We start from the raw sequence: 25,030 nt of genomic DNA on the forward strand, positions 1-25,030 counted from the left end.
TTTTTTTATTGTATTTAAATCTTATTTAAACAATCCTTTTCCATCTTATAATAAGAACAAGAGCGAACAGGGCGAGTAATGCGAGAAAGATTCTTCCGAGCCATAATTGTGTTTGCTGAAACCATGACAAAGGCTGTGCTTTGTATATCGGCTTTTCAATGTAAATTGGTGTTTGCTCGTGTTCTTTGGTGTACGTTTCCCGCCATGTTTTAAAAAACTCTTGTGCTTGGTTGTAGCATTGTACCGATAGATTTCCGTTTACTAAAGAAACTTTCGGCGCCAATAAACCTTTGTAAGACTTATCATGTTGAATGCTTTCGTTTTCACTTATTTCAGATGATCTAAAAACAGGTTTTCCATTTATACATTCTATAAAAGCATTGTAATAGGTGCTGTCTGCTTCCGTTCTGAAAATCGTGTCTTTAACAATTGTCAGAACTTCTTTCGTGTTTTCTATAATCACCGGTTCCGAAGGCTTCCTATGTAAACAGGAAACCTGAACCAGCGAAACAAAAAATAGCGATATGAAGAAAATAAATTGTTTCATTTTAATATTTTATATAACCCTTAATTGATGTTGAAGCTCGTTTTCTACGGCAAACCTTGATACCTTCTCGGCTTCCGTTATCATTCGTATTCCCTTCTACGGTGTAGATATACTGTCCGTCGAATTTTTCAACAAAACCTGTATGCCCCAGCCCTTTTCCAAAATCCATAATGAATACAGAACCAACAGAAGGTTTTAAAGATTTTTTTTCCTTCGGAGCATTATTCCAAGCATATAAAACGCCGCCTGTTTTAATGGCTGTATTAGCCGTTTTATTCTGCTTTGATGCTTCACTAAAACACCAATACACAAATGCCATACACCAGCTTGCCGGAAAGTTGATATTTACAGATGCTAAATAATTTTTAACAGGAATTCCCCAGTTTGAGCCATGAGGTTTTTCCTCTTGTCCTATTTGGCTAATAGCGACTTGTAATGCTGCTGTAGATAATGAATCCATATTAATATTTAAGTGTTGTGGTTGTTTTGTGAGTACAAATTTCCAGAATCTCGCAACGGTTTGAAAATAACAGCGCAAGGATTGCACACCTTTTTTAAAATGCCCTCATTTACCCTCAAATTTGTATCGTGAAATAGTGTAAACAGTAAATAAATATAAAGTCTGTTTTAGAAAAGCTATTGATAACAGAAGTAATGAGAAACTATATTTAAATACTTATGGAAGAATATTTTTACGTACAATTATTATTAGATCTTCAGGAAAGAATTGCTCAGGAGATTCCAGAAATTCAATATATTGATCAGCAATTGGGTCAGCTTGAAAACAATACCTCAGAGACACAAAACAATGTGGTTTATCCTGCTTTATTTATTGATTTTCCTGAAGCTGTATATGATGCAGATTTTCCTGAAGCGCGTTATTCGGATTTATCTGCCAATTCTCAATTAGGAAATATCCCGGTAACGTTTCAGTTGGTTGCCAATGATCAACATGCTACATCGCATTTGGCTTCACTCGAAGAAAGAAAATTAGGGTTAGATTTTTTCAGAATCGAACAAAAGCTTTATAAAACCCTTCAAGGCTGGAGCAAGGAGTATTTTTCGCCATTTTCAAGAATTATATCAAAAAGTACAAGCAAAAAGTATGTAGGATTTAAGGTAAGAGAAATCACTTTTATCACTCAATATGAAGATTTTTCAGCAAGTGTAGAGGAAATCGCACAACCTGTAACTAACTATAAATTTGTAAGAAAAGAAGATACTTTAGAATAACGTAAGCTGGGTTTCCTCTTTGGGAATTACCATACCTTTAATATTCATCCATTGTCTGTAAGAAAGGTGAATATTGTATTTTGGGAACGTATGTCTCACGATTTTTGTATCCGGAACGTCTGCATGCTTGTGTGCATTATAAATACTTATAATGTAGCGCGCACGTTTGATATAATTTTTATTGTTGTAAGACATTAAGGCAAAATTACCATGTCTTTTTGTACAAGTCAAGGCGATTTTCAGGCAGGAAAAAAGCTACGGAAAAAATCCGTAGCTTTTAGTTTTATAGAAGTTGAGGTTTTCTTTGAAATTCTTTGAGCGCTACCGTTTTTAAAAGATTCAGAACATTCGGCTCTTCTGAATTTTTCAATGCGTAGGTTTCATATAAAGGATAATCTCGTGGCTCGGTACTTACCTCCAAAGTAAGAATTACGTATCCTTTTTTCTCTAAAGCTTCTTTTACCTCATCATTGCTGTACCAATGAGCATTTATTTTAATCATGTTTAAAGCTTATTTAATTATTATTTAAATGAGTTGTTTATGGAGTTCATTTTTCATCAAAAGAATGGCATTGGTTTCATAACTTCCGAAATCATCAGGAAAATAAATCTCAAACTCCTTTAGAAAATGCCACAAGGCATCTGCTTTATAGTAAGGCAATTTTAAAATGAAAGATTTATCTTTTTGCCTTGTTTTAATCGCTTTTTGCAGAAATTGTGTTCTGAGTTCCATGCAAATAGAAACACTGCTTTTCAATGATCTTGGTTGCGTATGCAAATTCAACATATCCAAAATCTGCATACTGTTATTAAGAACTGTTAGTTTACCATTATCGAGCGGTAACAGTATTTTCATGACTAATAAGAAAAATTTAAATTAATTCCGCTCCATTCATTATTTTCATCCTTTTTAAAAAAAGAAACATAGTCTTTACTTAATGAAAACTTATAACTTTCCTTTAATAATTTAATTCCTTCTTTCCAGTTTTCATCATCAAAACGATCTTCCATACTGTAAAGTTTTTGCACCAAAAGAATATCCAACGCACCGTTTTTACGTTCTAAAAGTGACATGATAAGATCTTTTGTATCGCGATCTCCTTCATATTTTGAAGTTAAAAAATCGATAATATGTCTTTCGGCCTGGTGAGATCGTTCATCAAACGTACCTTTGCCTTGTCTTTTAAACTGAATTCTATAATTTTCATCTTCAATTTTAAAATTCCCTTTTCCATCCTGATGTCTTTTGCTGTAATCCTTAAGAAGGTCGAAAAGTGATCCTAATTCTGAAAAAGCTTTGGTTTTAAAATCCTGAATTTCATCTGAAAGTTTTTCGGCAACGGGAACCAAATCATTGATAACCGATTTTTTAAGACTTTCATATTGACTGCGTTTTGCTTCCCGTTGTTTTGCTTCGCTTTGCTTTCTGGCATTGAGTTCTGCCTCCAATTCTTCTATCGATAAAATTTTTAATGTTTCTGTGATCATATTTTTTGTTTTTGGTGTTATTGTAAGTTTTAGTTTAATATTAATAAGGTGATTCCCATTGAAGCTGATTGATAATCCTCAACTTCACTTGGATTTTACTTTCCACATCTTCCGGAATTACATAGCTCGCTTCATTCCAAATAGAGCTTAGTTCTTTATGGATAAACATTCTGTCGAAATCTGTAAGGTATTTTTCTCCGTAGCTGTCGTATTGTAATGCAATTGTTAATATATTTTCTCTTGTATTCATGATTAATAATTTTCTGTGGTTGTTCCCCAATAAAGGTTTGCTTTTTCTTCGTTAATATTTAGTGTTCCGCCGGGACATCTTCCGGAGATAATGGCTCTTAAACCTTCTGCCTGAATGATGATTTTTGATAATTTTCTCCAAACAGTTCCTAGTGCACTGTCCGGAAGTCCTTTTTCTTCATGGCTCACAAAAATGATGAGCTTATTTTTGTGTTTTTCTTTGAGTTCCAATACCATTTTTCTTGTAATTTCATCACGGTAAACCGTTGTATTATCAATAAAAATAATTTTCGGACATTTTCGTGATTCAAATTTCTGAACCAATTCTTCCCAAGGCATATACTCTAATAGTTTGAAATTTTTTTCCGTATCTGAAAGACCGGCAAAAACCATTGCTGAAATAATATCCTTTGAAAAACCTTCTTCTGCAGATACATACAGTACTTTCCCAAAACCTGCCAGATATTTGGCCAACATCATGGCAAAAGTGGTTTTTCCGTGTTTTTCGGCTCCTCCCAAATACCAAAATCCTGTAGTTTCGGGTTGTCCGAAAGTTTTTAGCCATAAATCTTTAAATTCAAACTGTTTAAAGACAATTGATAGCGCCTGTTTTACTGATATTGATTTCATACTTTATTGATGTTGACAAGGGTTTTTAAATATCTTAACGATTTGATCTTTCCATCTTCTTGGCCTTTCTTTTTGTATGGAGAATCTACTTTTATCATACAGCTTCTGATGACTTCATTGATGGAATTTTTATCCTCAATATTTACATAAGCTACATCGCCAATAAGCTTTGTATAAAACTTTTTTCGATCTTCAGAACCTCGCGGAACCAGTGTAACAAAATCATCGGAAAACCTACTGAAAATCTCTGCAAAACCGACTTTGTGATTGTTAATTCCTTTAGTAATTTTAGCTCTTAAACCGTCGGCGCCAATCATAAACCATGCACAATTATCTACTGTATCATTCATGATTCCTTTTAGTTCCAAATAAGCACTGTATTCTAAATCTCCGGCTTCATCAATACAGATAAAAGGATTTTCTAAAATATTCAGACTGTACTTTACATTTTCAAGGATCTCGTGATATTTCCCTTTAGAATCGCAGCCTAAAACCAAAGCCAACTGCCTGATAAATCTCATTTTCGTATGGGTCTGAGAAGCATCTACATAAAATGCATTTTTCATTTGTGAAATAATGGCTTTTGCACATTCGGTTTTTCCTATTCCACAATCGTCTACCAAAATCATAGAACTTTTAGTTTTCTGACAGAAAATGAAGCTTTCATACATTTGCTCATATACCTCTGTTCTTGCAAACTTCCAGTCATTTTTATTGATGTTTACTTGAAACTTGCGTCCTATATTAAGCCATTCTCCATTCGATAAAACCTTTTCTGTTTCTCCTTTTTTTATTCTACTGTATATTGAACTGCTAATATTTAAAGTTTTTGCAAAAGCGGCGTCTGAACCTCCGAAATTTTTCCGTCCATTCAGCATCGCTTCGCGAATTTGTTGTTTTAACTCTTTATTGATCTCCATATTTTCTCTTGTATTTGTTTATCTAAAATTCGATTTCCAGCTTCTTGCAGTTCCTTCAGAGTTTTCATAATTATATTCAGCTTTTTCTTCGAAAAGAATTTCTTGTGGAATAGATTCTGTTTGGCTGTATCGCTTTCTGCCGGAAATTTGAAATTTGTTGTTTAGTGTTTTCTTGCGGTTATCTATAATTGTAATTTGGTCTATTTCTCTTTTTTTATGAGCCATATAAGAGTTGACTGTGTTTTCATAAGCCGACATCAGCTTTCTGTTCATTTCTCCCTGTTCGCTTCTTTCATGTTTTGATTTTGAATATTCTGGATGCGGAATTAAGTCACAAAGCATCATATCATCATAATAAATCATTGCTTTTAAGGTTTCTCCATTGTTTCCATCAAGCCAAAAAATCCTGAATTCTTTTCCTTCTACATATTTCATCAGTCTTATCAATTCTTCGCCTAAAACAATTTCATTATCCAAAGCCAAAACATAGGTTGTATTTCTAAAATTGATGATGCCTGCATTGCAGCTCGATATTGTTTCTTTTCCGAGATAAGGTAAAAATGCACTCCAATTGGTTGGCTGGGTATTCTTATTTTGCATTTCGCAAAAAACCTCCCAACGTGTTTTGTCTGTATGTACAGAATGTGGAGAATTGTTCCAGATCTCAATATCATTCAGCGAGTGGTCTACAATATCCTCGTAAGGAATAAAAACTTCATCCTGCGCGCTCTTTTGGTTATCTTCTTTTCTAGCATGTGGCCTTGCCATCCATCCGAGTCTGCTTTTTTCATGTCTGTATCTCAGTTCTTCAAATTTTCTTTCAATTGCTTTAGATCTTGCTCGGTTTGCATAAATATTTACATTGTCGAACATCGCTCCATTTCTAAGAAAAGTATCTTTAAAACTGCTGTTTAAAGAACTTTCACATTCTATTCCTAAAGGAAGGTTAAAACCCCATTCAGAATAATTCCTTACCATTTGACGATAAAACTCAATGATAATTCCTTCTTTTGTTTTTCCGTGTACCCAACACGTCCATGCTTCAGAACCTAAATCGATTCCCATATAAAACCAGACACGATTTCTGTTTTTATCATACATGAATGGCGGTTGCCTGTCGTCAATCGAAATCAATGTTCCTGCTTCTTTAATTTTCGTGAGCTTGTGCCAAGGAATAAATTCCTGCATCAACTTTTGCCTGTCTCCCGACCTTTTTGCGTGCGTTCCTATTCTATTTTCCCATTTTCCCAGCCATGCAATAATGGAACTGTCTGATATTTCTTTAAATTTTGTATTGTCAGCAGCATTATATAATTCTCCGGTTTCGTGTGAAATAATTTCTAATTCACCATCTAAAAAAGCTTTATATTGATTAGCAACTTGTGTTCTAGAAGGCTTATATTCTTGCCCGGCAAATAGATCATTCAGTAATTCAAGCATTTCATCAGTCATTAATTTTCTATTTTGATTCTTTAACTTCCCGGAAATAAGACTATTATAATTACACCCTTGCTCAAAAGTGTTAAAAAAAGGTTTCCAGATTCGATCAAATGCTCTGTAAGAAGAGGGTATCGTATGTTTTACATGAAAAAGCTTTGGCAGATATTCATTAAAAGTCACAATATCAGTACATATTGAAGGCAGTAAACCTCTTCCGGATGTTTTCTTTAATTTTTTCCACTCCTCAAGTCGAGCAATTTTCAATCGTTCTGCGGCTAAAAGAACACTAGCATTCGTAATATATTCTTGTTTAAAGCTTTCCTTTAACGGCGTTCCGTCTTCAAATCTGAAATCTGTAAAATATCTTACAGCAAAAGGATCAAATTGAAAAAAAGAAATTAATGGATGATTCATTTTTCGAGGATCTCCTATGCTATCTTGTATTTCTTTTGGTAAAGAATCAAAATCAATTAACATCTGGCGGCCATTTCCTCCCTTTCTTACCTGCTTTATCCCGAAGGGTAAATCCTTATATCTTTGAATTTTCTTTTGTAAAGCATTTAATGTGTTAAAATATTCAGGAACAAGCTCATCTTTGGTTACTGTTAATATGTTGCCCCATTGAAATGGCATAATTTTTTTCGCTATTTTTATTTGTGATTGGAGTATATTTTAATACGATTTATAACTTATTTTAAAAAATATTCCCAGTATAATCTTATAAGTTGCAATCTCTTTCCGGCCTGTTTCGGCATCTATGACCTCTATTTTTTTATGACAGAAAATCATTTGTAACATTTTTTTCATGGTATTTTGCTGTTTAGTTGTTGTGCTTCATTTTTAATTGCTTCTTCTGTTTTCTTTAAAAAAATTCTATATTCTTTTTTCAACATATCCGATTTTTCACCCAATCTATCTCCTCGTAAAGATTTTCGAATAAAATCTAAAGAACAGTTGTGTCTTTCTTTAAGAATATTTAGAATCTCTGCATTGTAATACGTTCTTTTTTTAGTAGTTTTGTTCATTACCGTGTTTGTCTTTTGTATGGGACAAATGTCGTAAAGTTTTACGAATAACCAAAAGAAAATTCGAAATATTTATCGAATCAAAGTTTAATTATTTGATTATGAATGGAATAAATTTTCGTATAAAACAACTTGTTGATTACTTTGCAAATGGCAACAATTCTGTGTTTGCCAATATGATAGGCGTGAACGAAGCCAATATAAGAAGCTATATCAACGGCACAGAGCCAAAATTTAACGTAATCGAAAAAATTTGTTCAGCACTCGCAATAAATTTCGAATGGTTGATTTTGGATAAAGGAGAAATGCTTAGTGAAAACAGAACCGAGCAAATCGCTTTGCAATCTGATTTCTATCATCGAGTTCCTCAGGTAATCACTGTTGATGCCCACAATAAAGACAATATTGCATTAGTTCCCAATAAGCTGAAGGCCGGATATCTGCAAGGGTACAATGATCCAAATTTTATAAAAACCCTACCAACTTTTCGACTTCCAAATTTAAATAATGGTGTTTTCAGAATGTTTGAAATTGAAGGAAATTCAATGTTTCCAACCCTTCCGGATAGAACACACGTAATTGCGCAATTTGTAGACGATTGGATTCACGGAATAAAAGATAATATGCTTTACGCAATTATCTCGAATGAAGTTGAAGACGGATTGATTAAAAGATGTTTAAACAGGATTAAAAAGTATGACAATTTGATCTGCAAATCAGACAACAGAAGAAATTTTCCTACACAAAACATTAGTCCAAGCACGATTAAAGAAGTTTGGGAAGTAAAGCTTCATTTAAACTTTAATTTACCAGATCCGGCAGATTTCTACGACAGATTGAATGACTTAGAGGCAGAAGTACAGCATTTAAAACTCAGGAAAAACTATAAATAACTGATTTACAGCGAAAATATCAATATATAGCAAGCCCCTAAATATATTTGAATAATAAAAATTGATTGATTTCATTCTCTCTGGAAGCCTTAAGCTTTAGTCAAAATTATTGATTAAAGCATATTTTGTCTATCTAAATGTCCACCCAACCGTCTATCCAATTCTAATTTTAACCAAAGTATTAACATTCAAAATTGAAGCTAAAAATCATTTTTTAATAATAAGTTGCTAAAAATCAATATTAAAAACCCAACAAATTAACTCAATACTTGTTCATAAAATTATGTAAAGTACTAGAATTAGTTAAAAATTGAGACATTTGGTAAATGCTATTTCCAAATTCCAACCCTAACTATATACATTGTTAATAAGCTAATTAAACATACTCAATAGTATTTTATATTTGGTCTTTTGATTTTAGGATGCGTAAAATGCTTTGTTCATTATGTAATAACTTTAATTGTTTAATAATTTACTTTTTGTTACCACTTTTTGCAAGATGTCCATTCTTTAAACTGCCTATTGGTCAGATTTTTCCAAGTTTTTCATGTCCCATTTTCAAATTTTACCAATAGGACACCAAATAGGACATATAAATAGTGACCTATTTTATTTTTGATAATAATATACTAGTTAATACCAAATAATTAAACAACATCTCAAAACTTAGACAACATCAATCTTTTGATGTTGTTTGTGTTACTATTTGCTTATCAGATATAGATTACATAAATTTACTATTAATAATAATTATGAAAACTTTTGATGATTTGCAAAGTATTTGGGAAGATTTAAATATCAAACCTTACAATCATGATGGAAAAATAGAAATAACAATCATGACTGGGGGTGATGATAAGATAGTTATTAGTATATCTGATAAGAATGACGAAGACAGTGGGGAAAGTATATTTTTGAAAAACGTTAGAATTCAACCATTATCTAATAATGATTTTAAAATTACATTTACTGATGATGATAACTTAAATACTACTTTCTTAAATGGGAAACACCCAATTAATGATAATGAAAATATTATGATATTAGACATCCCCGAATATGGTAAAAGATATTTTGAGAAAAAATCAGGAATAAATTTTAAATATCAACCAATAAATTTAGGCTATTAAAGCATGGAAAAGATTATTGATAGGCTGTTTGATTGGGATAAAATATCAACAAAACTAATTTTCTTATTATTTTTAACAACGGGAATATTATTATTTTTACCAGACAATTATTTATATAGATTAAAACTTGAAGAATTTATTTCAGAATATGGTAAATATATTGGTATAACTTTTATAAGCACTATTGGTTTTTTATTAGTTTCATTCACATCTTATATCATTTCATATATATCTAATAGACGTAATACTGCAAAAATTAAAGCTGCTATTATTAAAAACATACATCAATTGACATATCCTGAAATATTTGCATTAAGAGAGTTTTTCATAAATGGAAAATCAACACTTCAGTTACCATTTTTAGATGAAACTATTATAAGCTTAGAAAATAAAATGATTATTTATAAAGCTTCTAGTAATGGAATTTCGACAGTTAGAGGACAATATTGGGCATATTCTATATCAGAATATGCATTGCCTTACATAAATAACGATTTACTTAAAATTCCTATTGAATTTAATGATGAGAATAAAACTAAAATTGAAAACGAAAGACCAAATTGGTCATTAGATAATAGTTTCAGATGATATTATTAGTAGTATATAATCTGCAATAAGCCCAGCTAAATGGCTGGGCTTGTTATTAAACTATTTTGAATTATTCTTTTTAGCTTCAGAAACTTTCCTATCATAAGGAGATTTATTAGTAGGTTGTAATGAGATATTTTCCTGATGAGCTTTATTAGTAATGGACCCTTCTGATCGACCAAGTTCATATGCTATTAATCCAGTAGGTGTATTCTTATCTGCTAATTTTTGTAATTTTTCAATATCAGATTCAGTCCAAGTCTTACCTTGATTTTTAGGAGTTTTTGCCATAGTTGTAATTTTTAGTTTTCATAAAATTAAGAAATAAAATTGATAGTATTGTAATTTCTTTCAACAATAAAGCTTATAATTCATTGAGTAGCATATATATTCTAAATTCAATTATTATGAAATCATTAAAAGAATTCATCGCAGAAAATTTAGAAAATCCTACTGTTACAACTATTCAGGAAAATACAGAAAAGCTGGTTGAAGAAAATAGCAATCAAGAAACTGTTGAAGAGGGCGCTAAATCAAATGAAGACATAACCAAAAAAGACTGATGCTATGGGTTTAGAAATCAACCAAAAGCATCAATTTTATTTTGAAGAACATAATGTCAAATTAGATTTTTTCATTTTCAAAAATAATCACCCTAGATTATTAGTTAGTCAATTAGAAAGAAATTTTAAAACTTCTTTTAACGAATGGCTAAATTTGCCAGATAAACAAAAAGTTGCAGACTTTAAATCAGTATGCTATTTTGACCAATATGGTTATAAGACATGTGGTGACTATTTTAATGATTTTATTATTGATGTTGATCAACAACAATATTGTTCATATATGTTAGCACATCAATATATTGGTGAGCATAATGAAAAATTACATTCTGAAACATTGGATTTTTATAAACAAATCAGAAAATTCCATAAATTTTAACCAAATTTTCATAATAATTAAAATTATGAAATTCTAAGTCACTGTCTGTTATTTTAAATATGTTACCATTATTGTAAAGTATTAAAATATCAAAATCTTCATTGTTAAAATTAATACTGGTTTGAACATCAGTTTCAATATTAAGAATACTTTCAAATCTATAATCTTGTGTATTTGTATTTAAAGGCCATGGAACAAACTTTATTATATCATCTTCAAAATATGTATGCCCTTTAGCGATAGAATCATTTAATATACCTTGCAGTTTTTTATATAGTTGATATGTTGTCATCAAAAAATTTTAAGTTACAATTTACCAAATAATCGTATAATAACTATCTATAAGTAGCATTACTTTTAACAATCATCAGTAAGTTTTCATTTAACATTATATCAAAACCCTCTATTTTAGAGGGTTTTGCGTTTTTCAGCCTTAAATCTTTTTTATATATTTGTATTATTAAAAATAAAAACCATTCCGAAAAAGGAATGTAAAATAAATCGTGCTAATTGCATTATTGCTAACCTAAACTACCACAACGAAGTTTTCGAACTTCATCTTTAAAAGCAAATAATGTATATAAGGTACGCCATTTTGGCGTGGCTTGTATCATTGCTTTTAAGGGTGTGGTAGCCCTTGGTTAACGTGGTACAATGTCCACGCTTTATTTTTTAAGCATTATTAACCAAAACTACCACACAATGAAATTTGAATTCTCTACATTCAAAGCAGTAGCATCATGTTCTATTTTGATCCTAACAAATCTCTCTTTATTAGGACAAACAAAATTTACTTTTGATGATGAAACACTAAAAAAATTTGATTATCAGACTTTAACTCCTGTTAAATACAAACAAATAACCGATGGCTCAGAAAAAAGAAATGCTTACATGATTTCAATTGATGAGCAAATTCCCATTTCCTCAGATGAATTAAAAGGTTCTTTTAATGTTGTTTCAAATAAAATGGGCTTTCACGATCAAGATGTTTCGGGACATTTTCTTAAATATGAATTATCAGAAGAGATAATGAAATATTATGAGCTTTCTGAAAGTAATGTATTGTTGGTAGAAAATGAAAATACCAAGAAACTTTATATGATGGAATCAAGTTTTCTTAAAAATATCAATAAGGAAAAAGAAGAAAAACAAAAATATGAAGCTGATCGAGAAACTATAAATAGATTTATGCAATCACTCGGCTATAAACCTTATACAATAGGTGAAAATCTATATGTGAAAACAAAATATTATCGAATTTGGTGTACTATGGCTACACTTGAAGTCTTACAAAAAGATAAGGACTATTTAAAAAAGGTTGATAATTGGTATGAACATCGAGAATCCATACGAAAACAAATTATAGCAACTATTCCCAAACTTGATCATTACGTAAGATTATACAAAATACAAAGAAATAGAATGTCAAAGGCTGATATTTCTGCATGGGCGGTACTTACAAAATCGGCTAATAGCTTAAATAAAAAACAGGTTGAGTTAACTCATAAGTTATGGGGATTAATAGAATTATATGACACAACAAATGGATATAATAAATCTGCCGATGAATTTATCAACTATTTAAGTGCTTCTAAAGGAATTTTAGGGATATAATTTCGTTTACAGAGTCAATTGTTTAATAAATATATATACAATAATTTTTTACACGTCAAGTTATGACGTTAACGAATTTTAATTTAGATTCTAATTACTGGAAACCGTAATTTCAATTTCAAACTTTTTTATATATTTACCAAATCGATAAACATACCATGGAAAATGAATTAAAAATAAAAATTCTTTCAAATAGTAATGGAGAAAAAGTTAGTCTCGATAACATATCTATAGATGCTGCCGATGCATTAAAAGTATTTATAGAATCATTGAGCGATTTTGCTAAGAGTTATAATGATAATTCAGATGTAAAGTTGTCTATGAAAGATGGATGTATCGAAACAATACTAATTTATCCTGCAGATAAGACAGAAATATCAGAAGATATTGATGAAATAATTACTGGAAAATCTTTTGAAACTCACAGAACAAAATTATTCAAAAATATTCAAGACAAAATAAAATTGAATGGTCTTGAGTATAGTGTATTATTGAAGGAAAATAACATCGAAAAAGATTTAACCAAGAATTTTAAAGATAAAAACTTTCCATTAAGAAGAGGAAAAAAAGTTCAATTAAAATTTGAGATTGTTTTTCTACATGGTGAAATATTTGAAGCTGGTGGAAAATCTAAAACAAATGTTCATATTACTGTTGGAGATAAAGATTTTAAAATTGACTGTACGAAACCGCAGGCAACTGCTATGGGTGGTGTATATAACAAAGTGAATTTATCTGTATTAAAAAAGTGGAGAACAGAAACCAATATTGAATACATATTAATAGAAAACTATTCAAAAGAAAAAGATTATGATTATTTCAAAAAATTGCATGAAGAATTTAAGAAAAAAAATACTTTAGAAAAGTACGACTATTTACATGATAAAGTTGTTGAAATACTTGAAGATGAAAATATACACACAAATAACATAATTAAACTATTAAGACTTTATAATAATCAATATACAGATAAAGACAGAGGTATTTTACGAACATTGTTAATGAGTATCAAACCTATTTTAAAAGAAAATGATGAAATTTCTTACTACTATAATGAAGTAGCTAAAAGATTTAGATATGGTAGTAAATCACAAAAGATATAGCAGACGATGGATTTTAAAAAACTTTTAACCAAATATAATACTAAAAACCTTTCCGAAAATTTTGTTGCAATTGCAACTCAAATTTATAATAAGAAAGCTGTACATGCTGGAATTTTAATCAGATATAAGAATAAAGACTATCTACATCATTACCCTGGTGGAAATCAAATTCCCTTGGTTGAGGAAAATTTTAATGGTGATGGTTGGTATATCTATAAATCAGCCGACTTTATTAATGAAGACGAGTATGAAGTTGGTGCATTTCTTCAATATTGTAGAAGAATCTGTAAAAATAGCAAAATTAGCTACGGCTTTATAACCGATGGTTCAAAATATGATCAAAGTGGAAAATTTGTAAATAAGAGTGAACTTCCAGAAATTGGAACTTGTGTTGGATTTTGTATAAATACTCTTACGGGTGCAATCATTGATATTCAAGATAATATGTTCGAATTAGATGACTGGACTGATTCGGAATTACTCCAATATCGTGATGAGAAATATCAGCAACAAAATAAAGATAAATATCCAGATATGGATTTGAATTTATATAAGCTTTTTAGAAAAAGAATAACGCCAATGGAATATTTATGTTCATCATTTTTTCATAGTTACCCAATACGAAAGGATGAAATTTCTGATATTATACTTCCCGTACAAGAAGTTATTGATCAAAAATTTGCTTCATAAGATTAACATGGGGTGAAAGCCCCATGCTTTAACCTATCAACTCTTCATAAGTAAGTCGTTCCTCAAATGCACAGTATAAAGCAAAATTAAATCGATTGCCTTCATCAAAATCTTTAGTGTTATATCTAAAGGAAAATTCATCGCAATAAAGCTGTAAATGTTTTGGACTGACTGAATGATAAATACCAAGAATTCCACGTTTTAGCAAACTCCAGAATCCTTCAATACTATTTGTGTGATAGTTATCTTTGACATATTGACCTCTAGTATGAGGTATACTTTTATGTTCGTAATGTTTGTGTACTTGTGAATAACCTTTCCAACCATCACTAACCACAATAGAGCCTCTTTTGACCATGTTTTTAATAATCGTTGTGAGAGTTTTCCCTTTTGTGTTAGGAACGATTTCTGTAGATACTTTTCCATTACTAAGTAAACCAAATACAACGGCTTTTGTTTTAGTACTTCGACCCTGGGTATTTTCTACTCTTTTTTGCCATGATTTTTTATGATTTTTACCACCTATATAAGTCTCATCCACTTGAGTGTCACCATCAAAACTTTTAACTTTTTCAGAACGTAATGAATGTCTGATTCTTGAAAGCATAAACCATGCGGTTTTTTGGGTTACACCAATATCTCTTGCAAGTTGATGGCTACTAATACCTTTTTTATGTGATGTGAAAATATAGATTGCATAGAACCATTTTCTAAGCGGAATTGCTGAATTTTCGAACATTGTTCCAATTTTCACATTAAAATTTATTCTACAGTCCTTGCATTTATATATACCATTGAATTCACCATTCTTTTTTAATTTGTAATGGCCAGGTCGTTCACTTAAACAATTGGTACATATTGGGTCGTTGTACCAAAGTAAATCTTCCAAATATTCTCGACATTTTTGTTCTGTATTAAATGCTTCCATCATATTCGTTATAGAATCTGTAGGATTATTAAATCCAAGATTGAAAAGCTTCTGTACGTTATGAATTATCATATTTTATTAGTATATATAAATTTAATAAAAAAGATCGAGGCAGAACAATGCAGGGAGACAAATTTTTATGATTTTTATCTTGTTTTATATTTGATTTTCAGTTGGTTGTTGCTTATTATTTGACAATTTCAGGAATAAAAAACAGCATCAAAAGATTGATGCTGTTTAGGTTTTGAAATGTTGTTTAATTAATTTGGTATTAACTAGTATATTATTATCTTATTTTTTTTTGATACTGTGCTCAAACAAAAAACGCTGTAAACATTGATGTTTACAGCGTTTTAGCTTATTTTGGTTTCCCAACTGGCGGAGAGTGAGGGATTCGAACCCCCGGACCTGTTACAGTCAACAGTTTTCAAGACTGCCGCAATCGACCACTCTGCCAACTCTCCTTTGAAACTCCGATTGTATCGTTGTTTTCAGTGGTGCAAATATAGAAACATTTTTAATACTGTCAAAACATTTTATTGATAAATTTTAACAAAACTTAATAATCAGCTATAAATCAGTTGAATTATTTTTTACAAACCTTGATTAATAAAGGGAATTTTAGGATCAGAAATAAAAAAAAACGTGTTTCAAAAAGAAACACGTTTTTATATTTTAAGATTAATTTTTGCTAATTAATGCAATTCCGCCAGATATTTTTCAGCATCCATTGCCGCCATACATCCGCTTCCTGCTGCTGTAATCGCCTGTCTGTAGATATGATCCTGAACATCACCTGCCGCAAAAACTCCAGGAAGATTTGTTCTTGAAGAACCTTTTTCAGTATCAATATATCCGTTTTCGTCTAAGTCGATCTGACCCTTGAAAATATCTGTATTTGGTTTGTGACCGATTGCGATAAAGATTCCGTGAACATCAACGGTAGATTTTTCTTGAGTCTGGTTATTGATAACAACCGCTCTTTCTACCAAGTTATTCTCACCTTCAATACCAATCAATTCATGGTGAAATTTCACTTCAATATTCGGTGTATTCTGAACTCTGTGAATCATTGCTTTAGATGCGCGGAACTCGTCTTTTCTCACCAACATCGTTACTTTGTTTACCAATTTTGCAAGATAAGTAGCCTCTTCTGCAGCCGTATCACCAGCTCCTACAACCACAACATCTTTTCCTCTATAGAAAAAACCGTCGCATGTTGCACAAGCAGAAACACCTCCGCCATTGTATTTTTTCTCGTCATCAAGACCTAAATATTTTGCAGTTGCACCTGTAGAAATAATTACCGTTTTAGCGAAAATTTCTTTGTTTCCCGCATATAATTTGTGAACACCGCCTACTTCTTTAGAAAATTCAACTTTTGTGATCATTTCATAATGCACTTTTGTGTCGAATCTTTCAGCCTGCTTTTGCAAATCCATCATCATTTCAGGACCTGTAATTCCCGCCGGATATCCAGGGAAGTTATCCACTTCCGTAGTTGTCGTTAATTGCCCGCCCGGCTCCAAACCTGTATACAATTCAGGTTTTAAGTCTGCTCTTGCCGCATAAATAGCTGCTGTAAAGCCAGAAGGCCCAGATCCAACGATCACACAATCTAAAATGTTTTGCTCCATAATTTGCTTTTCAAAAGATTTAAAAATTTACGTCCGCTAAGTTCGTAATTTTTAATATTTATTTAAACTTATTTTAATGATAGTTGTCAATATCTAATATGTCGATTTTCAATTGTTGATAGTTGATTGTTTTTGGTTGATAGCTTTTACCCCATCAACTAGTAACTATAAACCATCAACCAAATTACACTTTCATTTTAATCTTATCGACATTGATAATTTTATAAACCAATTCCTTAATCAATTCCGCTTCGCTCATGTTGACTGCGCCCAATCCTTTTCCTTTCATATCGAATTCCCTTAAAATAGAAATGACTCTTGTGGCATGTTTTAAAGGATATAATCTTGCGGATTCTGCGTAATCTTTAAGAAAGTAAGGATGTACTCCCATTTGAGAAGCAATAGTTGGCTGTGGTTGTCCCGCCATCGTATGATAGATAATGACATTGGAAAAATAATTATACAGACTCGCCAACATCATCACAAAAGGATTGTTTTTAGGATTTTTGCCCATAAAATGAGCAATTTTAAATGCTGCGTTGGCATTTTTTGTTCCTAAAGCTTTCTGTAATTCGAAAACGTTGTATTCTTTGCTGATGCCGATGTGGTCTTCGATGATTTTTCCGTCTAAAATCTCTCCTGGCTTCAGGATTATTTTTAGTTTATTTAATTCATTCGCGATTCTTGAAAGGTCGTTTCCAAGATATTCTGCCAATAAATGAGAAATATTCGGGGCGGTTTTTATCCCAAGTGTAATACATTCGTCGGAAATCCATTTTGGAAGATTATTTTCCTTTATCGATTCACTTAAAAATAAGGCATTGATTTTATCTAAAGATTTCGTTACCTTTTTTCGGCTGTCTAATTTCTTGTGTTTATGTGCGAAAACCAAAACCGTCGACGGAACCGGATTGTCAACATACGTTTCCAACGCTTTTGTTTCGGGTTCGTTTAGCTTTAAATCCTGAGCTTCTTTTACAATGATTACCTGCTTGTCGCCCATCATGGGAAACTGTCGCGCCAACGAAAGAATTTCCTGATACGTTGTGTCTTTTCCGTAAACCACTGTTTGGTTAAAAGCTTTTTCGTCTTCGGTTAAAAAGTCGTGTTCGAGGGCTTTTACAGCAAGATCTATAAAGTAAGGTTCTTCTCCGTGGAAAAAATAAATAGGTAAAACTTCTTTATTTTTAATATTTTTGAGGATTAAATCTAATTCTTTCATCTTATAAATGGAACTTCCAAAACTGAATTTTCAGGAAACTTTTGATTTTAAATTCAAGAAAGACAAAGATAAGTTTTTTATTTATGACTTGGTTCGTAAAACTTACCTTTTGCTCACTCCTGAAGAATGGGTGCGCCAACATTGGATTCACTATTATCTGACTGTAAAATCTTATTCAACATCTGCTTTAATTACCGAAAAAAAGATTGTTTTAAACGGTTTAACAAAGAGAATAGACCTCTTAATAACAGAAAAAACAGAACCTATTATTTTGATTGAATGCAAAGCTCCACAAATTAAATTGACAGAAAAAACATTTGAGCAAACTGCAAGATATAACTCTATCATCGGAGCAAAAGAAATTATTTTAACGAATGGTTTGCAGCATATTAATGCATATTATGAAAATGAACAATATCAATTTTACAAACCTAGTTAAGGCTAAGGATAAGGTTGAGGCTAAGGTTGAGATTAAAATTGACTTTAAAAATTAAATAATGGTCTATTCATCCTTTTTCTGAGTTATTTTAGTAATTTAGATGAAGGATTTTTAATTATTACGGTTTCTAACAGGCTTTTGTCATTCTTGAAAGAATCTAAACAAAACTATTGAAAGATTCGAGTTTTGGTTATCTCTGGGATGTCAAACAGTGTATTGAATTCGTGTAAAACATTGAATATCCGACAAAATACCTAGCCCCGATTGAAGCGACATCCTTTTGGATTGCGGTCGGAGCGAAGCGGAGATCGTAACCCAAAAGATACAGCGGAAAGCGGGATAAAGCTTCAAAGAAAAAAATTAATTTAAAATTATGATACGTTCAATATTATTCGCAGCATTTTTAATGAGTTCAGGAACTATTTTTAGTCAAAATCTTAAAACGGTTTCTTATCAGGATGGTTCGCAAAAACTAAATGGTTTGGTGACTTCAAATGCAGGAAAAAAACTTCCCGGAGTTTTGATTTTACCCGCCTGGAAAGGAATTGATGACGAAGCCAAAAATGCGGCCATCGAACTGGAAAAACAAGGTTATGTTGCTTTTGTTGCAGATATTTATGGGGAGGGAAATATTCCAACCAATATGGATACTGCCGCAAAAAACTCCGGATATTTCAAAAAAAATTATGATTTATACCAAAAGAGAATTTCTTTGGCATTGGATCAGTTGAAGAAAAACGGAGCGATAGCAGATAAAATTGCTGTCATTGGCTATTGCTTTGGAGGAACCGGTGCATTGGAATCTGCACGGGGAAGCCTTCCTGTAGCGGGTGTTGTTTCAATTCACGGAAGTATCGGGAAAGATCAAACAAGAGCTAACGGACCAATTTCTACAAAAATTTTGGTTGAAAATCCAGCGGACGACAAAAGTGTAAGTCCTGAAGATTACAACAATCTGATCAAGGAAATGAACGATGGAAATGCAGATTGGCAAATCATTACGTATGCTCACTCCAAACATACTTTTACCGATCCGAAATCACCGGATTATAATGCTGTGATGGCAAAAAGAGCCTGGAATCATACGCTAATGTTTTTGAAAGAGATTTTGAAATAATGAAATTTATTTGAATCATAAAAAGTTGGTGAAAAATTTCATCAACTTTTTTTTATATCTGATGAAGAAAAATAAAAAACACATTTATAAAATTATTTCTAATTTTGTAGACTTTAAATTTTTAAGATACAATTTCTTATTCCTAAGTCAAACTGTTTTTCATGAAATTTCTTTCTGTTTTTCTGTGTTTTATGTCTTTTACTTTTGTTTTTTCTCAAAGCAATCAGGAATTATTAAAAACTCTTGACAAAGAAATCAATCAGAAAGAGATTTACAGCAAGAAAAAAGAGGAAGCGATCGATCAGCTTAAGAAAAATAGTTTTCAGAATTTGGATAAGCAATATCTTAATAATGAGAATATTTACAAGCTTTACAAGCAATTTCAGATTGATTCTGCGGTGCATTATGTAAAGAAAAATATGGTGATTGCTGAACAGCTTAACAATCCTAAAATGAAAGCTGAATCGAGTCTTCAACTGGCTCACCTCTACTCGACTTTAGGAAAGTTTAAAGAGTCTGAAAATCTTTTGAAAAGCATTAATAAAAAAACTTTAGATAAAATCACCGAAGCCAATTATTATGATACTTACAGCAAGTTTTACGAACATTATACAACCAATATTCATGATATTAACGGAATAAAAAATATTGAATTGTATCGCGATTCGCTTTTAATGGTGCTTCCAAAATCTTCTGTTCAATATAAAATCAATCTTTCGCAAAAATTTATTCATGAAGGAAAACTGGATAATGCTGAAAAAATTCTTCATAATTTAATCAATGAATCCAAGAAAAAAAATCTGGATTACGCCATGTCGGCTTATCTTTTGGGAGACGTTTACAAACTGAAAAACAAACAAGATGAGGAATTAAAATATTATCTTATTTCAGCCATAACGGATACTCAAAATGCGATAAAAGACAATGCTTCTTATCAAAATCTGGCACTTATTTTTTACCATAACGGAGATATCGACAACGCATATCGACTCACAAAATCTGCCATTGAGGATGCTATTTTCTGTAATGTAAAATTCAGAACGCTGAATATTTCGGAAATGTATTCGATCATCAATAAAGCGTATGTGGATAAAGAAACAGAGTCTAAAAGTCAGTTGAAACTCTATCTTATTCTGATCAGTTTATTGACGCTCATTCTTGCTTTTTTGATCGTTTACATTTACCGACAGATGAAAAAAGTAACGAAGATTAAGGAACAATTGTCTGAAACGACCGATCAACTCGCGCTTTCCAATGCTGAAATTACCAATACTAATAATCAGTTGCAGCAATTGAATCAGCAATTATCTGAATCAAACCATATTAAAGAAGAATATATCGCCTACTTTTTCGATACATGCTCTACTTACATCAATAAAATTGAAGATTACCGTAAAAATTTAAATAAAAAAGCAAAGGAAAACCAGCTGGATGATCTTTTTAAAACGTTAAAATCAAATACGCTTATCGAAAACGAACTGGAAGAATTGTATAGAAATTTCGATCAGATTTTTCTGAATCTTTATCCGAGTTTTGTTAATGATTTTAATTCTTTGCTTGTTCCTGAAGAAAAAATTATTCTGAAAAAAGGTGAGCTTTTAAATACCGAACTCAGGATTTTCGCCCTTATCCGATTAGGAATTACTGACAGTGTAAAAATTGCTGCCTTCTTGAGATATTCATTAAGCACGATTTATAATTACAGAACCAAAACCAGAAATAAAGCGGCGGTGTCAAGAGATCAGTTTGAAAATGAAGTTTCAAATATTGGAGAAATTGCTTCAAAATAAATTTTAAATATTAAATCTATCAACATATGTATATTTTTTCAAAATAATACCTACCTACATTTGCGCTTATATTTACATAAGACAATGAACAAACTACTTCAACTATCATTTTTCTGCTTGGGAATTCTTGCTTTTTCACAAAAAAACAAGACTGCAAAAACGAGTTCAATTTCTCATAAAAATCCGAGCTCTCTTTTTGATCCTACCCCTTTTGCTTTTTCACATTCTACTACGAACAATACGGAAGGTCAATATGTTTTCATTTCCGGGCAAAGCGGCGGTGAAGATCTGAATCATCATCTTTCTTCCGATTTCAGAACGCAGGTAAAATATTCATTAAAAAATCTCGAAGCTGTTCTTAAAGAATACGGACTTGGCGTAAAAGACATTCTTAAGATCACGATTTTGATTGTTGACCACGATCAGGAAAAACTAAAAATTTGGTCTGAGGAGATGCACAATATCTGGCAACATAATAATTTTCCGGCAAGCACTTTAGTTCCTGTTCCAAGATTGGCTTTGAACGGAATGATGATTGAAGTGGATGCTATCGCTTTTTTGAAAAAATAACAGCACTTTTCATTTCAATAAAAATTCAGGAACTCAGTCAAAAAATTGGTTCAAAATAGAGATAAAATCATCAAAAAAATGACTTTAATTCAGTCTGTTTTTTTATAAAATCGCTACATTTTCAATCTTTAAAATTTAAATAACTAATTAATTTTCAAATATTTAAATTTTAAAACCACTACTTTTTAGCTTTCTATCCCGATTTCGTTTGTTATAAATTTTAGTTTTGCCCTGAACGGTTCACTTAACATTTAATTTATATTTTTTTAATAATGAAAAGGGTTGTTATCGCGGCTTGTATTGCGGCAAGTATATTCAAAGTAGATGCGCAAACTATTGCTCAATCTGAAAAGGTAAAGATGGATAAATTCATCACCGAACTGATGAGTAAAATGACGATTGAAGAAAAAATTGGTCAGCTTAATTTTCCGGGTGGCGGAGATGTAACAACCGGGCAGGCTAAAAATAGCAATATTGCAGATAAGGTAAGAAAAGGAAATGTAGGTGCTATTCTGAATCTGAAAGGCGTTGAAAAAATAAAGGAAATCCAGAAAGTGGCTGTAGAAGAAAGCCGCTTGAAAATTCCTTTGTTTTTTGCGCTGGATGTTATTCACGGTTACGAAACAGGCTTTCCGATTCCTTTAGGATTGGCAGCAACGTGGAACCCAAAAGCGATCGAACAGTCTGCTAGAATTGCAGCTAAAGAAGTGAGCGCAGACGGGATCAGCTTAACTTTCAGTCCGATGGTCGATGTTTCCAGAGACCCGCGTTGGGGGCGAGTTTCTGAAGGAAATGGTGAAGATCCGTTTTTAGGCGGTGAAATTGCCAAAGCTTTGGTAAAAGGCTATCAGGGCGACAACACTTATAAAACCAATTCCCAAATCATGGCCAATGTGAAGCACTACGCTTTATATGGTGCGAGTGAGGCGGGAAGAGATTATAATACGGTAGACATGAGCCGCCAGAGAATGTTCAATGAATATATGTATCCTTACAAAGCGGCTGTAGATGCAGGTGTGGGTAGTGTTATGACATCATTTAATGATATTGACGGAATTCCGGCTTCTGCCAACAAATGGCTTTTGGATGATGTATTGAGAAAGCAATGGGGCTTCACAGGTTTCATTATGACCGATTATACTGGAGTGAGTGAAATGGTAGATCACGGAATCGGAGATTTGCAAACTGTTTCCGCAAGAGCTCTGAAAGCCGGAGTTGATTTGGATATGATAAGTGAAAGTTATTTAGCTACTTTAAAAAAATCTTTTGATGAAGGAAAAGTAAGCACAGCCGACATCGATAAATCATGTCGCTATATTCTGGAAGCGAAATATAAAATGGGATTATTCAGCAATCCTTATAAATATATTGATACAAAAAGACCTGAAAAAGATATTTATACTCCTGAAAACAGAGAATTTGCGAGAAAAATTGCTGCAGAAAGTTTCGTTTTGCTGAAAAATGACAATGTTCTTCCATTAAAAAAGCACGGAACTATCGCAGTTGTCGGTCCATTGGCCAACACAAGATCTAATATGCCCGGAACATGGAGCGTTTCCGTTGATTTGAAGAAACCATCCACATTGGTTGAAGGAATTCAGTCGGTTGCAGGGAAAAATGTGAAAGTTCTTTATGCAAAAGGAAGTCATTTGACTGCTGATGCCGAGCTTGAAAAAAGAGCAACGATGTTTGAACGTGGTTTGGGTAGAGAGAATGAAAAGCGCAGCGACGAAGAAATGATTAAAGAAGCGCTTGATGTGGCTTCAAAATCAGATGTTATTGTGGCTGCTTTGGGAGAATCTTCAGAGTTTAGTGGAGAATCAAGCAGCAGAACGGATCTTAATATTCCTGATGTTCAGCAGAAATTATTAGCTGAATTATTAAAAACAGGCAAACCGGTTGTTTTGGTGGTATTTGGTGGGAGACCTTTGACTTTAACTTGGGAACAGAAAAACGTTCCCGCCATTCTTAATGTTTGGTTTGGAGGTTCTGAAGCGGCTCCGGCAATTGCAGATGTTCTGTTTGGAGACGTAAACCCAAGCGGAAAATTACCAATGACCTTTCCTCAAAATGTAGGACAAATTCCGATTTATTACAATCATAAAAATACAGGAAGACCTTTACCTGAAGGAAAATGGTTTGAGAAGTTCAGATCAAATTATATTGATGTGAGCAACGATCCGCTCTACCCTTTCGGATATGGTTTGAGCTATACAAAATTTGAATATGGTGATATTAAATTAAGTTCCAATAAAATCGATCAGAATGGAACGATCATGGCAAGCATTGATGTCACAAACAAGGGTTCTTTGCAAGGTCAGGAAGTGGTACAATTATACATTCGTGATATTGTGGGAAGCATCACGCGACCTGTAAAAGAACTGAAAGGTTTTGAAAAAATTGCTTTAAAACCAGGTGAAACAAAAACCGTTACCTTTAAAATCACACCAGAACTGTTGAAATTCTACAATTATGATCTGGAATTTGTAGCCGAACCGGGAGATTTCGACGTGATGATCGGCACGAACAGTCAGGAAGTGAAAAAAGCAAAGTTCACTTTACAATAGATATAATTTCTTCAATTATATAGTTGCATTGTAAATAGCTGGTTTCATCGTCTGGCTATTGCGAAGCATCGTTTTTATACAGTTGTTTTTTTGAGACGCAAAATCTGAGTTTATACAGTTAGTTAGGTATTTTTTCTCTTGGATTTATTTTGCGTCTCAATTTTTATTTATCCTGTTTGTATAATTTATTTGAAGCTTTTTCCCGCTTTTAGCACTCGCTATTTCCTTACAGGTTTGGGGGGGGGGGGGGGGGGGGGGGGGGGGGGGG

The 25,030-nt window shown here is 32.2% G+C and carries 30 protein-coding genes and 1 tRNA gene; 14 read left to right on the top strand and 17 right to left on the bottom strand.

From position 1 onward, the window contains the following. Positions 1–25 precede the first annotated feature (25 nt). Together ABEG63_RS20245 and ABEG63_RS20250 are read right to left on the bottom strand one after the other, a co-directional pair. A complete protein-coding gene (locus ABEG63_RS20245; RefSeq protein WP_346587184.1) occupies positions 26–547 on the bottom strand; it encodes a hypothetical protein in 522 nt (173 codons plus the stop codon). A gap of 1 nt (position 548) precedes the next feature. After that, complete coding sequence (locus ABEG63_RS20250) at positions 549–1,007, bottom strand: CHAP domain-containing protein (RefSeq protein WP_346587185.1); 459 nt, start codon at positions 1,005–1,007, stop codon at positions 549–551. A 218-nt stretch (positions 1,008–1,225) separates the two neighbouring features. On the opposite strand from ABEG63_RS20250, the gene ABEG63_RS20255 reads away from it, so the two are divergent. After that, on the top strand, positions 1,226–1,780 hold the full coding sequence (locus ABEG63_RS20255; protein ID WP_346587186.1) for a hypothetical protein: 555 nt from the start codon (positions 1,226–1,228) through the stop codon (positions 1,778–1,780). Here the strand turns inward: ABEG63_RS20255 and ABEG63_RS20260 are convergent. From ABEG63_RS20260 to ABEG63_RS20300, 9 genes are all read right to left on the bottom strand, one after another. Then, the gene (locus ABEG63_RS20260; RefSeq protein ID WP_103293146.1) at positions 1,772–1,975 is read right to left on the bottom strand and encodes a hypothetical protein; all 204 of its coding nucleotides are present in this window, start codon (positions 1,973–1,975) and stop codon (positions 1,772–1,774) included. The genes ABEG63_RS20255 and ABEG63_RS20260 overlap by 9 nt on opposite strands. An 88-nt stretch (positions 1,976–2,063) precedes the next feature. After that, positions 2,064–2,282, bottom strand: a complete 219-nt coding sequence (locus tag ABEG63_RS20265; RefSeq protein ID WP_267402786.1) for a hypothetical protein — start codon at positions 2,280–2,282, stop codon at positions 2,064–2,066. 24 nt (positions 2,283–2,306) lie between these two features. Further along, positions 2,307–2,636 carry a hypothetical protein gene (locus ABEG63_RS20270; RefSeq protein WP_346587188.1) on the bottom strand — a complete coding sequence of 110 codons (330 nt, stop codon included), beginning with the start codon at positions 2,634–2,636 and terminating at the stop codon, positions 2,307–2,309. A gap of 2 nt (positions 2,637–2,638) precedes the next feature. Continuing rightward, a complete protein-coding gene (locus tag ABEG63_RS20275) occupies positions 2,639–3,268 on the bottom strand; it encodes a DUF3164 family protein (RefSeq protein ID WP_312398849.1) in 630 nt (209 codons plus the stop codon). Between the two features lie 40 nt (positions 3,269–3,308). Continuing rightward, a complete protein-coding gene (locus ABEG63_RS20280; protein WP_267402783.1) occupies positions 3,309–3,518 on the bottom strand; it encodes a hypothetical protein in 210 nt (69 codons plus the stop codon). Positions 3,519–3,520: 2 nt separating this feature from the next. Further along, positions 3,521–4,147: a hypothetical protein gene (locus ABEG63_RS20285; protein WP_346587190.1), complete on the bottom strand. Its 627-nt coding sequence runs from the start codon at positions 4,145–4,147 to the stop codon at positions 3,521–3,523. Further along, positions 4,144–5,067: an AAA family ATPase gene (locus ABEG63_RS20290; RefSeq protein WP_346587192.1), complete on the bottom strand. Its 924-nt coding sequence runs from the start codon at positions 5,065–5,067 to the stop codon at positions 4,144–4,146. Before ABEG63_RS20290 ends, ABEG63_RS20285 begins: the two co-directional genes overlap by 4 nt. A gap of 18 nt (positions 5,068–5,085) precedes the next feature. Next, positions 5,086–7,140 carry a hypothetical protein gene (locus ABEG63_RS20295; RefSeq protein WP_346587194.1) on the bottom strand — a complete coding sequence of 685 codons (2,055 nt, stop codon included), beginning with the start codon at positions 7,138–7,140 and terminating at the stop codon, positions 5,086–5,088. A gap of 170 nt (positions 7,141–7,310) precedes the next feature. Next, positions 7,311–7,532 (bottom strand): hypothetical protein, encoded by a 222-nt coding sequence (locus ABEG63_RS20300; protein ID WP_267402779.1) that lies wholly within the window; start codon positions 7,530–7,532, stop codon positions 7,311–7,313. A gap of 101 nt (positions 7,533–7,633) precedes the next feature. Between ABEG63_RS20300 and ABEG63_RS20305 the strand changes: the two genes are divergently transcribed. The 3 genes from ABEG63_RS20305 (at position 7,634) to ABEG63_RS20315 (ending at position 10,143) form a co-directional block, all read left to right on the top strand. Next, positions 7,634–8,425: a transcriptional regulator gene (locus ABEG63_RS20305; protein WP_346587197.1), complete on the top strand. Its 792-nt coding sequence runs from the start codon at positions 7,634–7,636 to the stop codon at positions 8,423–8,425. A 752-nt stretch (positions 8,426–9,177) separates the two neighbouring features. Then, on the top strand, positions 9,178–9,555 hold the full coding sequence (locus ABEG63_RS20310; protein ID WP_346587198.1) for a hypothetical protein: 378 nt from the start codon (positions 9,178–9,180) through the stop codon (positions 9,553–9,555). Positions 9,556–9,558: 3 nt separating this feature from the next. Then, positions 9,559–10,143, top strand: a complete 585-nt coding sequence (locus ABEG63_RS20315) for a super-infection exclusion protein B (protein WP_346587200.1) — start codon at positions 9,559–9,561, stop codon at positions 10,141–10,143. A gap of 60 nt (positions 10,144–10,203) precedes the next feature. Here ABEG63_RS20315 and ABEG63_RS20320 read toward each other — a convergent pair whose 3' ends face one another. Next, positions 10,204–10,434 carry a hypothetical protein gene (locus ABEG63_RS20320; RefSeq protein ID WP_027379653.1) on the bottom strand — a complete coding sequence of 77 codons (231 nt, stop codon included), beginning with the start codon at positions 10,432–10,434 and terminating at the stop codon, positions 10,204–10,206. Positions 10,435–10,550: 116 nt separating this feature from the next. Here ABEG63_RS20320 and ABEG63_RS20325 point away from each other — a divergent pair, with 116 nt between their 5' ends. Together ABEG63_RS20325 and ABEG63_RS20330 are read left to right on the top strand one after the other, a co-directional pair. After that, complete coding sequence (locus tag ABEG63_RS20325) at positions 10,551–10,706, top strand: hypothetical protein (RefSeq protein ID WP_307449429.1); 156 nt, start codon at positions 10,551–10,553, stop codon at positions 10,704–10,706. Between the two features lie 4 nt (positions 10,707–10,710). Then, complete coding sequence (locus tag ABEG63_RS20330; RefSeq protein ID WP_346587203.1) at positions 10,711–11,085, top strand: hypothetical protein; 375 nt, start codon at positions 10,711–10,713, stop codon at positions 11,083–11,085. Here ABEG63_RS20330 and ABEG63_RS20335 read toward each other — a convergent pair. Further along, positions 11,063–11,377 carry a hypothetical protein gene (locus ABEG63_RS20335; protein WP_346587205.1) on the bottom strand — a complete coding sequence of 105 codons (315 nt, stop codon included), beginning with the start codon at positions 11,375–11,377 and terminating at the stop codon, positions 11,063–11,065. The genes ABEG63_RS20330 and ABEG63_RS20335 overlap by 23 nt on opposite strands. Before the next feature lie 410 nt (positions 11,378–11,787). Here ABEG63_RS20335 and ABEG63_RS20340 point away from each other — a divergent pair, with 410 nt between their 5' ends. From ABEG63_RS20340 to ABEG63_RS20350, 3 genes are all read left to right on the top strand, one after another. Then, positions 11,788–12,699 (top strand): hypothetical protein, encoded by a 912-nt coding sequence (locus tag ABEG63_RS20340; RefSeq protein WP_346587207.1) that lies wholly within the window; start codon positions 11,788–11,790, stop codon positions 12,697–12,699. Between the two features lie 158 nt (positions 12,700–12,857). Further along, complete coding sequence (locus ABEG63_RS20345; protein WP_307449422.1) at positions 12,858–13,802, top strand: hypothetical protein; 945 nt, start codon at positions 12,858–12,860, stop codon at positions 13,800–13,802. Between the two features lie 6 nt (positions 13,803–13,808). Continuing rightward, the gene (locus ABEG63_RS20350; protein ID WP_307449421.1) at positions 13,809–14,492 is read left to right on the top strand and encodes a hypothetical protein; all 684 of its coding nucleotides are present in this window, start codon (positions 13,809–13,811) and stop codon (positions 14,490–14,492) included. Positions 14,493–14,520: 28 nt separating this feature from the next. Here ABEG63_RS20350 and ABEG63_RS20355 read toward each other — a convergent pair whose 3' ends face one another. The 4 genes from ABEG63_RS20355 to holA form a co-directional block, all read right to left on the bottom strand. Next, complete coding sequence (locus ABEG63_RS20355; RefSeq protein ID WP_346587210.1) at positions 14,521–15,492, bottom strand: IS1595 family transposase; 972 nt, start codon at positions 15,490–15,492, stop codon at positions 14,521–14,523. Positions 15,493–15,796: 304 nt separating this feature from the next. Further along, positions 15,797–15,884 (bottom strand) — tRNA-Ser (locus ABEG63_RS20360). A 231-nt stretch (positions 15,885–16,115) separates the two neighbouring features. After that, entirely contained in the window at positions 16,116–17,057 is a 942-nt protein-coding gene (gene trxB, locus ABEG63_RS20365) for a thioredoxin-disulfide reductase (RefSeq protein ID WP_267402777.1), read from the bottom strand. Positions 17,058–17,241: 184 nt separating this feature from the next. After that, positions 17,242–18,279 carry a DNA polymerase III subunit delta gene (gene holA, locus ABEG63_RS20370; protein WP_346587212.1) on the bottom strand — a complete coding sequence of 346 codons (1,038 nt, stop codon included), beginning with the start codon at positions 18,277–18,279 and terminating at the stop codon, positions 17,242–17,244. A 7-nt stretch (positions 18,280–18,286) separates the two neighbouring features. Between holA and ABEG63_RS20375 the strand changes: the two genes are divergently transcribed. From ABEG63_RS20375 to bglX, 5 genes are all read left to right on the top strand, one after another. Next, positions 18,287–18,718, top strand: coding sequence for a type I restriction enzyme HsdR N-terminal domain-containing protein (locus tag ABEG63_RS20375; RefSeq protein WP_267402775.1), 432 nt, complete (start codon positions 18,287–18,289; stop codon positions 18,716–18,718). A 373-nt stretch (positions 18,719–19,091) separates the two neighbouring features. Then, entirely contained in the window at positions 19,092–19,835 is a 744-nt protein-coding gene (locus ABEG63_RS20380; RefSeq protein WP_346587213.1) for a dienelactone hydrolase family protein, read from the top strand. Positions 19,836–19,996: 161 nt separating this feature from the next. Continuing rightward, positions 19,997–21,625, top strand: a complete 1,629-nt coding sequence (locus ABEG63_RS20385; protein ID WP_346587215.1) for a DUF6377 domain-containing protein — start codon at positions 19,997–19,999, stop codon at positions 21,623–21,625. A gap of 84 nt (positions 21,626–21,709) precedes the next feature. Continuing rightward, positions 21,710–22,195: a RidA family protein gene (locus ABEG63_RS20390; protein ID WP_346587217.1), complete on the top strand. Its 486-nt coding sequence runs from the start codon at positions 21,710–21,712 to the stop codon at positions 22,193–22,195. A 272-nt stretch (positions 22,196–22,467) separates the two neighbouring features. Then, entirely contained in the window at positions 22,468–24,762 is a 2,295-nt protein-coding gene (bglX, locus tag ABEG63_RS20395) for a beta-glucosidase BglX (protein WP_346587219.1), read from the top strand. Positions 24,763–25,030 lie beyond the last annotated feature (268 nt).

It is taken from the genome of Chryseobacterium sp. C39-AII1 (assembly GCF_039672645.1).
GTDB lineage: Bacteria > Bacteroidota > Bacteroidia > Flavobacteriales > Weeksellaceae > Chryseobacterium.

Excerpts from the sequence above, each read along its gene's own strand:
- ABEG63_RS20280 (WP_267402783.1), bottom strand. The coding sequence starts at position 3,518 with ATGAATACAAGAGAAAATATATTAACAATTGCATTACAATACGACAGC.
- ABEG63_RS20265 (WP_267402786.1), bottom strand. The coding sequence starts at position 2,282 with ATGATTAAAATAAATGCTCATTGGTACAGCAATGATGAGGTAAAAGAA.
- ABEG63_RS20270 (WP_346587188.1), bottom strand. The coding sequence starts at position 2,636 with ATGAAAATACTGTTACCGCTCGATAATGGTAAACTAACAGTTCTTAAT.
- ABEG63_RS20300 (WP_267402779.1), bottom strand. The coding sequence starts at position 7,532 with ATGAACAAAACTACTAAAAAAAGAACGTATTACAATGCAGAGATTCTA.
- ABEG63_RS20330 (WP_346587203.1), top strand. The coding sequence starts at position 10,711 with ATGGGTTTAGAAATCAACCAAAAGCATCAATTTTATTTTGAAGAACAT.
- holA (WP_346587212.1), bottom strand. The coding sequence starts at position 18,279 with ATGAAAGAATTAGATTTAATCCTCAAAAATATTAAAAATAAAGAAGTT.
- ABEG63_RS20305 (WP_346587197.1), top strand. The coding sequence starts at position 7,634 with ATGAATGGAATAAATTTTCGTATAAAACAACTTGTTGATTACTTTGCA.
- ABEG63_RS20275 (WP_312398849.1), bottom strand. The coding sequence starts at position 3,268 with ATGATCACAGAAACATTAAAAATTTTATCGATAGAAGAATTGGAGGCA.
- ABEG63_RS20315 (WP_346587200.1), top strand. The coding sequence starts at position 9,559 with ATGGAAAAGATTATTGATAGGCTGTTTGATTGGGATAAAATATCAACA.
- ABEG63_RS20340 (WP_346587207.1), top strand. The coding sequence starts at position 11,788 with ATGAAATTTGAATTCTCTACATTCAAAGCAGTAGCATCATGTTCTATT.
- ABEG63_RS20385 (WP_346587215.1), top strand. The coding sequence starts at position 19,997 with ATGAAATTTCTTTCTGTTTTTCTGTGTTTTATGTCTTTTACTTTTGTT.
- ABEG63_RS20245 (WP_346587184.1), bottom strand. The coding sequence starts at position 547 with ATGAAACAATTTATTTTCTTCATATCGCTATTTTTTGTTTCGCTGGTT.
- ABEG63_RS20285 (WP_346587190.1), bottom strand. The coding sequence starts at position 4,147 with ATGAAATCAATATCAGTAAAACAGGCGCTATCAATTGTCTTTAAACAG.
- bglX (WP_346587219.1), top strand. The coding sequence starts at position 22,468 with ATGAAAAGGGTTGTTATCGCGGCTTGTATTGCGGCAAGTATATTCAAA.
- ABEG63_RS20310 (WP_346587198.1), top strand. The coding sequence starts at position 9,178 with ATGAAAACTTTTGATGATTTGCAAAGTATTTGGGAAGATTTAAATATC.
- ABEG63_RS20290 (WP_346587192.1), bottom strand. The coding sequence starts at position 5,067 with ATGGAGATCAATAAAGAGTTAAAACAACAAATTCGCGAAGCGATGCTG.
- ABEG63_RS20380 (WP_346587213.1), top strand. The coding sequence starts at position 19,092 with ATGATACGTTCAATATTATTCGCAGCATTTTTAATGAGTTCAGGAACT.
- ABEG63_RS20350 (WP_307449421.1), top strand. The coding sequence starts at position 13,809 with ATGGATTTTAAAAAACTTTTAACCAAATATAATACTAAAAACCTTTCC.
- ABEG63_RS20390 (WP_346587217.1), top strand. The coding sequence starts at position 21,710 with ATGAACAAACTACTTCAACTATCATTTTTCTGCTTGGGAATTCTTGCT.
- ABEG63_RS20335 (WP_346587205.1), bottom strand. The coding sequence starts at position 11,377 with ATGACAACATATCAACTATATAAAAAACTGCAAGGTATATTAAATGAT.
- ABEG63_RS20260 (WP_103293146.1), bottom strand. The coding sequence starts at position 1,975 with ATGTCTTACAACAATAAAAATTATATCAAACGTGCGCGCTACATTATA.
- ABEG63_RS20355 (WP_346587210.1), bottom strand. The coding sequence starts at position 15,492 with ATGATAATTCATAACGTACAGAAGCTTTTCAATCTTGGATTTAATAAT.
- ABEG63_RS20325 (WP_307449429.1), top strand. The coding sequence starts at position 10,551 with ATGAAATCATTAAAAGAATTCATCGCAGAAAATTTAGAAAATCCTACT.
- ABEG63_RS20345 (WP_307449422.1), top strand. The coding sequence starts at position 12,858 with ATGGAAAATGAATTAAAAATAAAAATTCTTTCAAATAGTAATGGAGAA.
- ABEG63_RS20375 (WP_267402775.1), top strand. The coding sequence starts at position 18,287 with ATGGAACTTCCAAAACTGAATTTTCAGGAAACTTTTGATTTTAAATTC.
- ABEG63_RS20250 (WP_346587185.1), bottom strand. The coding sequence starts at position 1,007 with ATGGATTCATTATCTACAGCAGCATTACAAGTCGCTATTAGCCAAATA.
- trxB (WP_267402777.1), bottom strand. The coding sequence starts at position 17,057 with ATGGAGCAAAACATTTTAGATTGTGTGATCGTTGGATCTGGGCCTTCT.
- ABEG63_RS20255 (WP_346587186.1), top strand. The coding sequence starts at position 1,226 with ATGGAAGAATATTTTTACGTACAATTATTATTAGATCTTCAGGAAAGA.
- ABEG63_RS20320 (WP_027379653.1), bottom strand. The coding sequence starts at position 10,434 with ATGGCAAAAACTCCTAAAAATCAAGGTAAGACTTGGACTGAATCTGAT.
- ABEG63_RS20295 (WP_346587194.1), bottom strand. The coding sequence starts at position 7,140 with ATGCCATTTCAATGGGGCAACATATTAACAGTAACCAAAGATGAGCTT.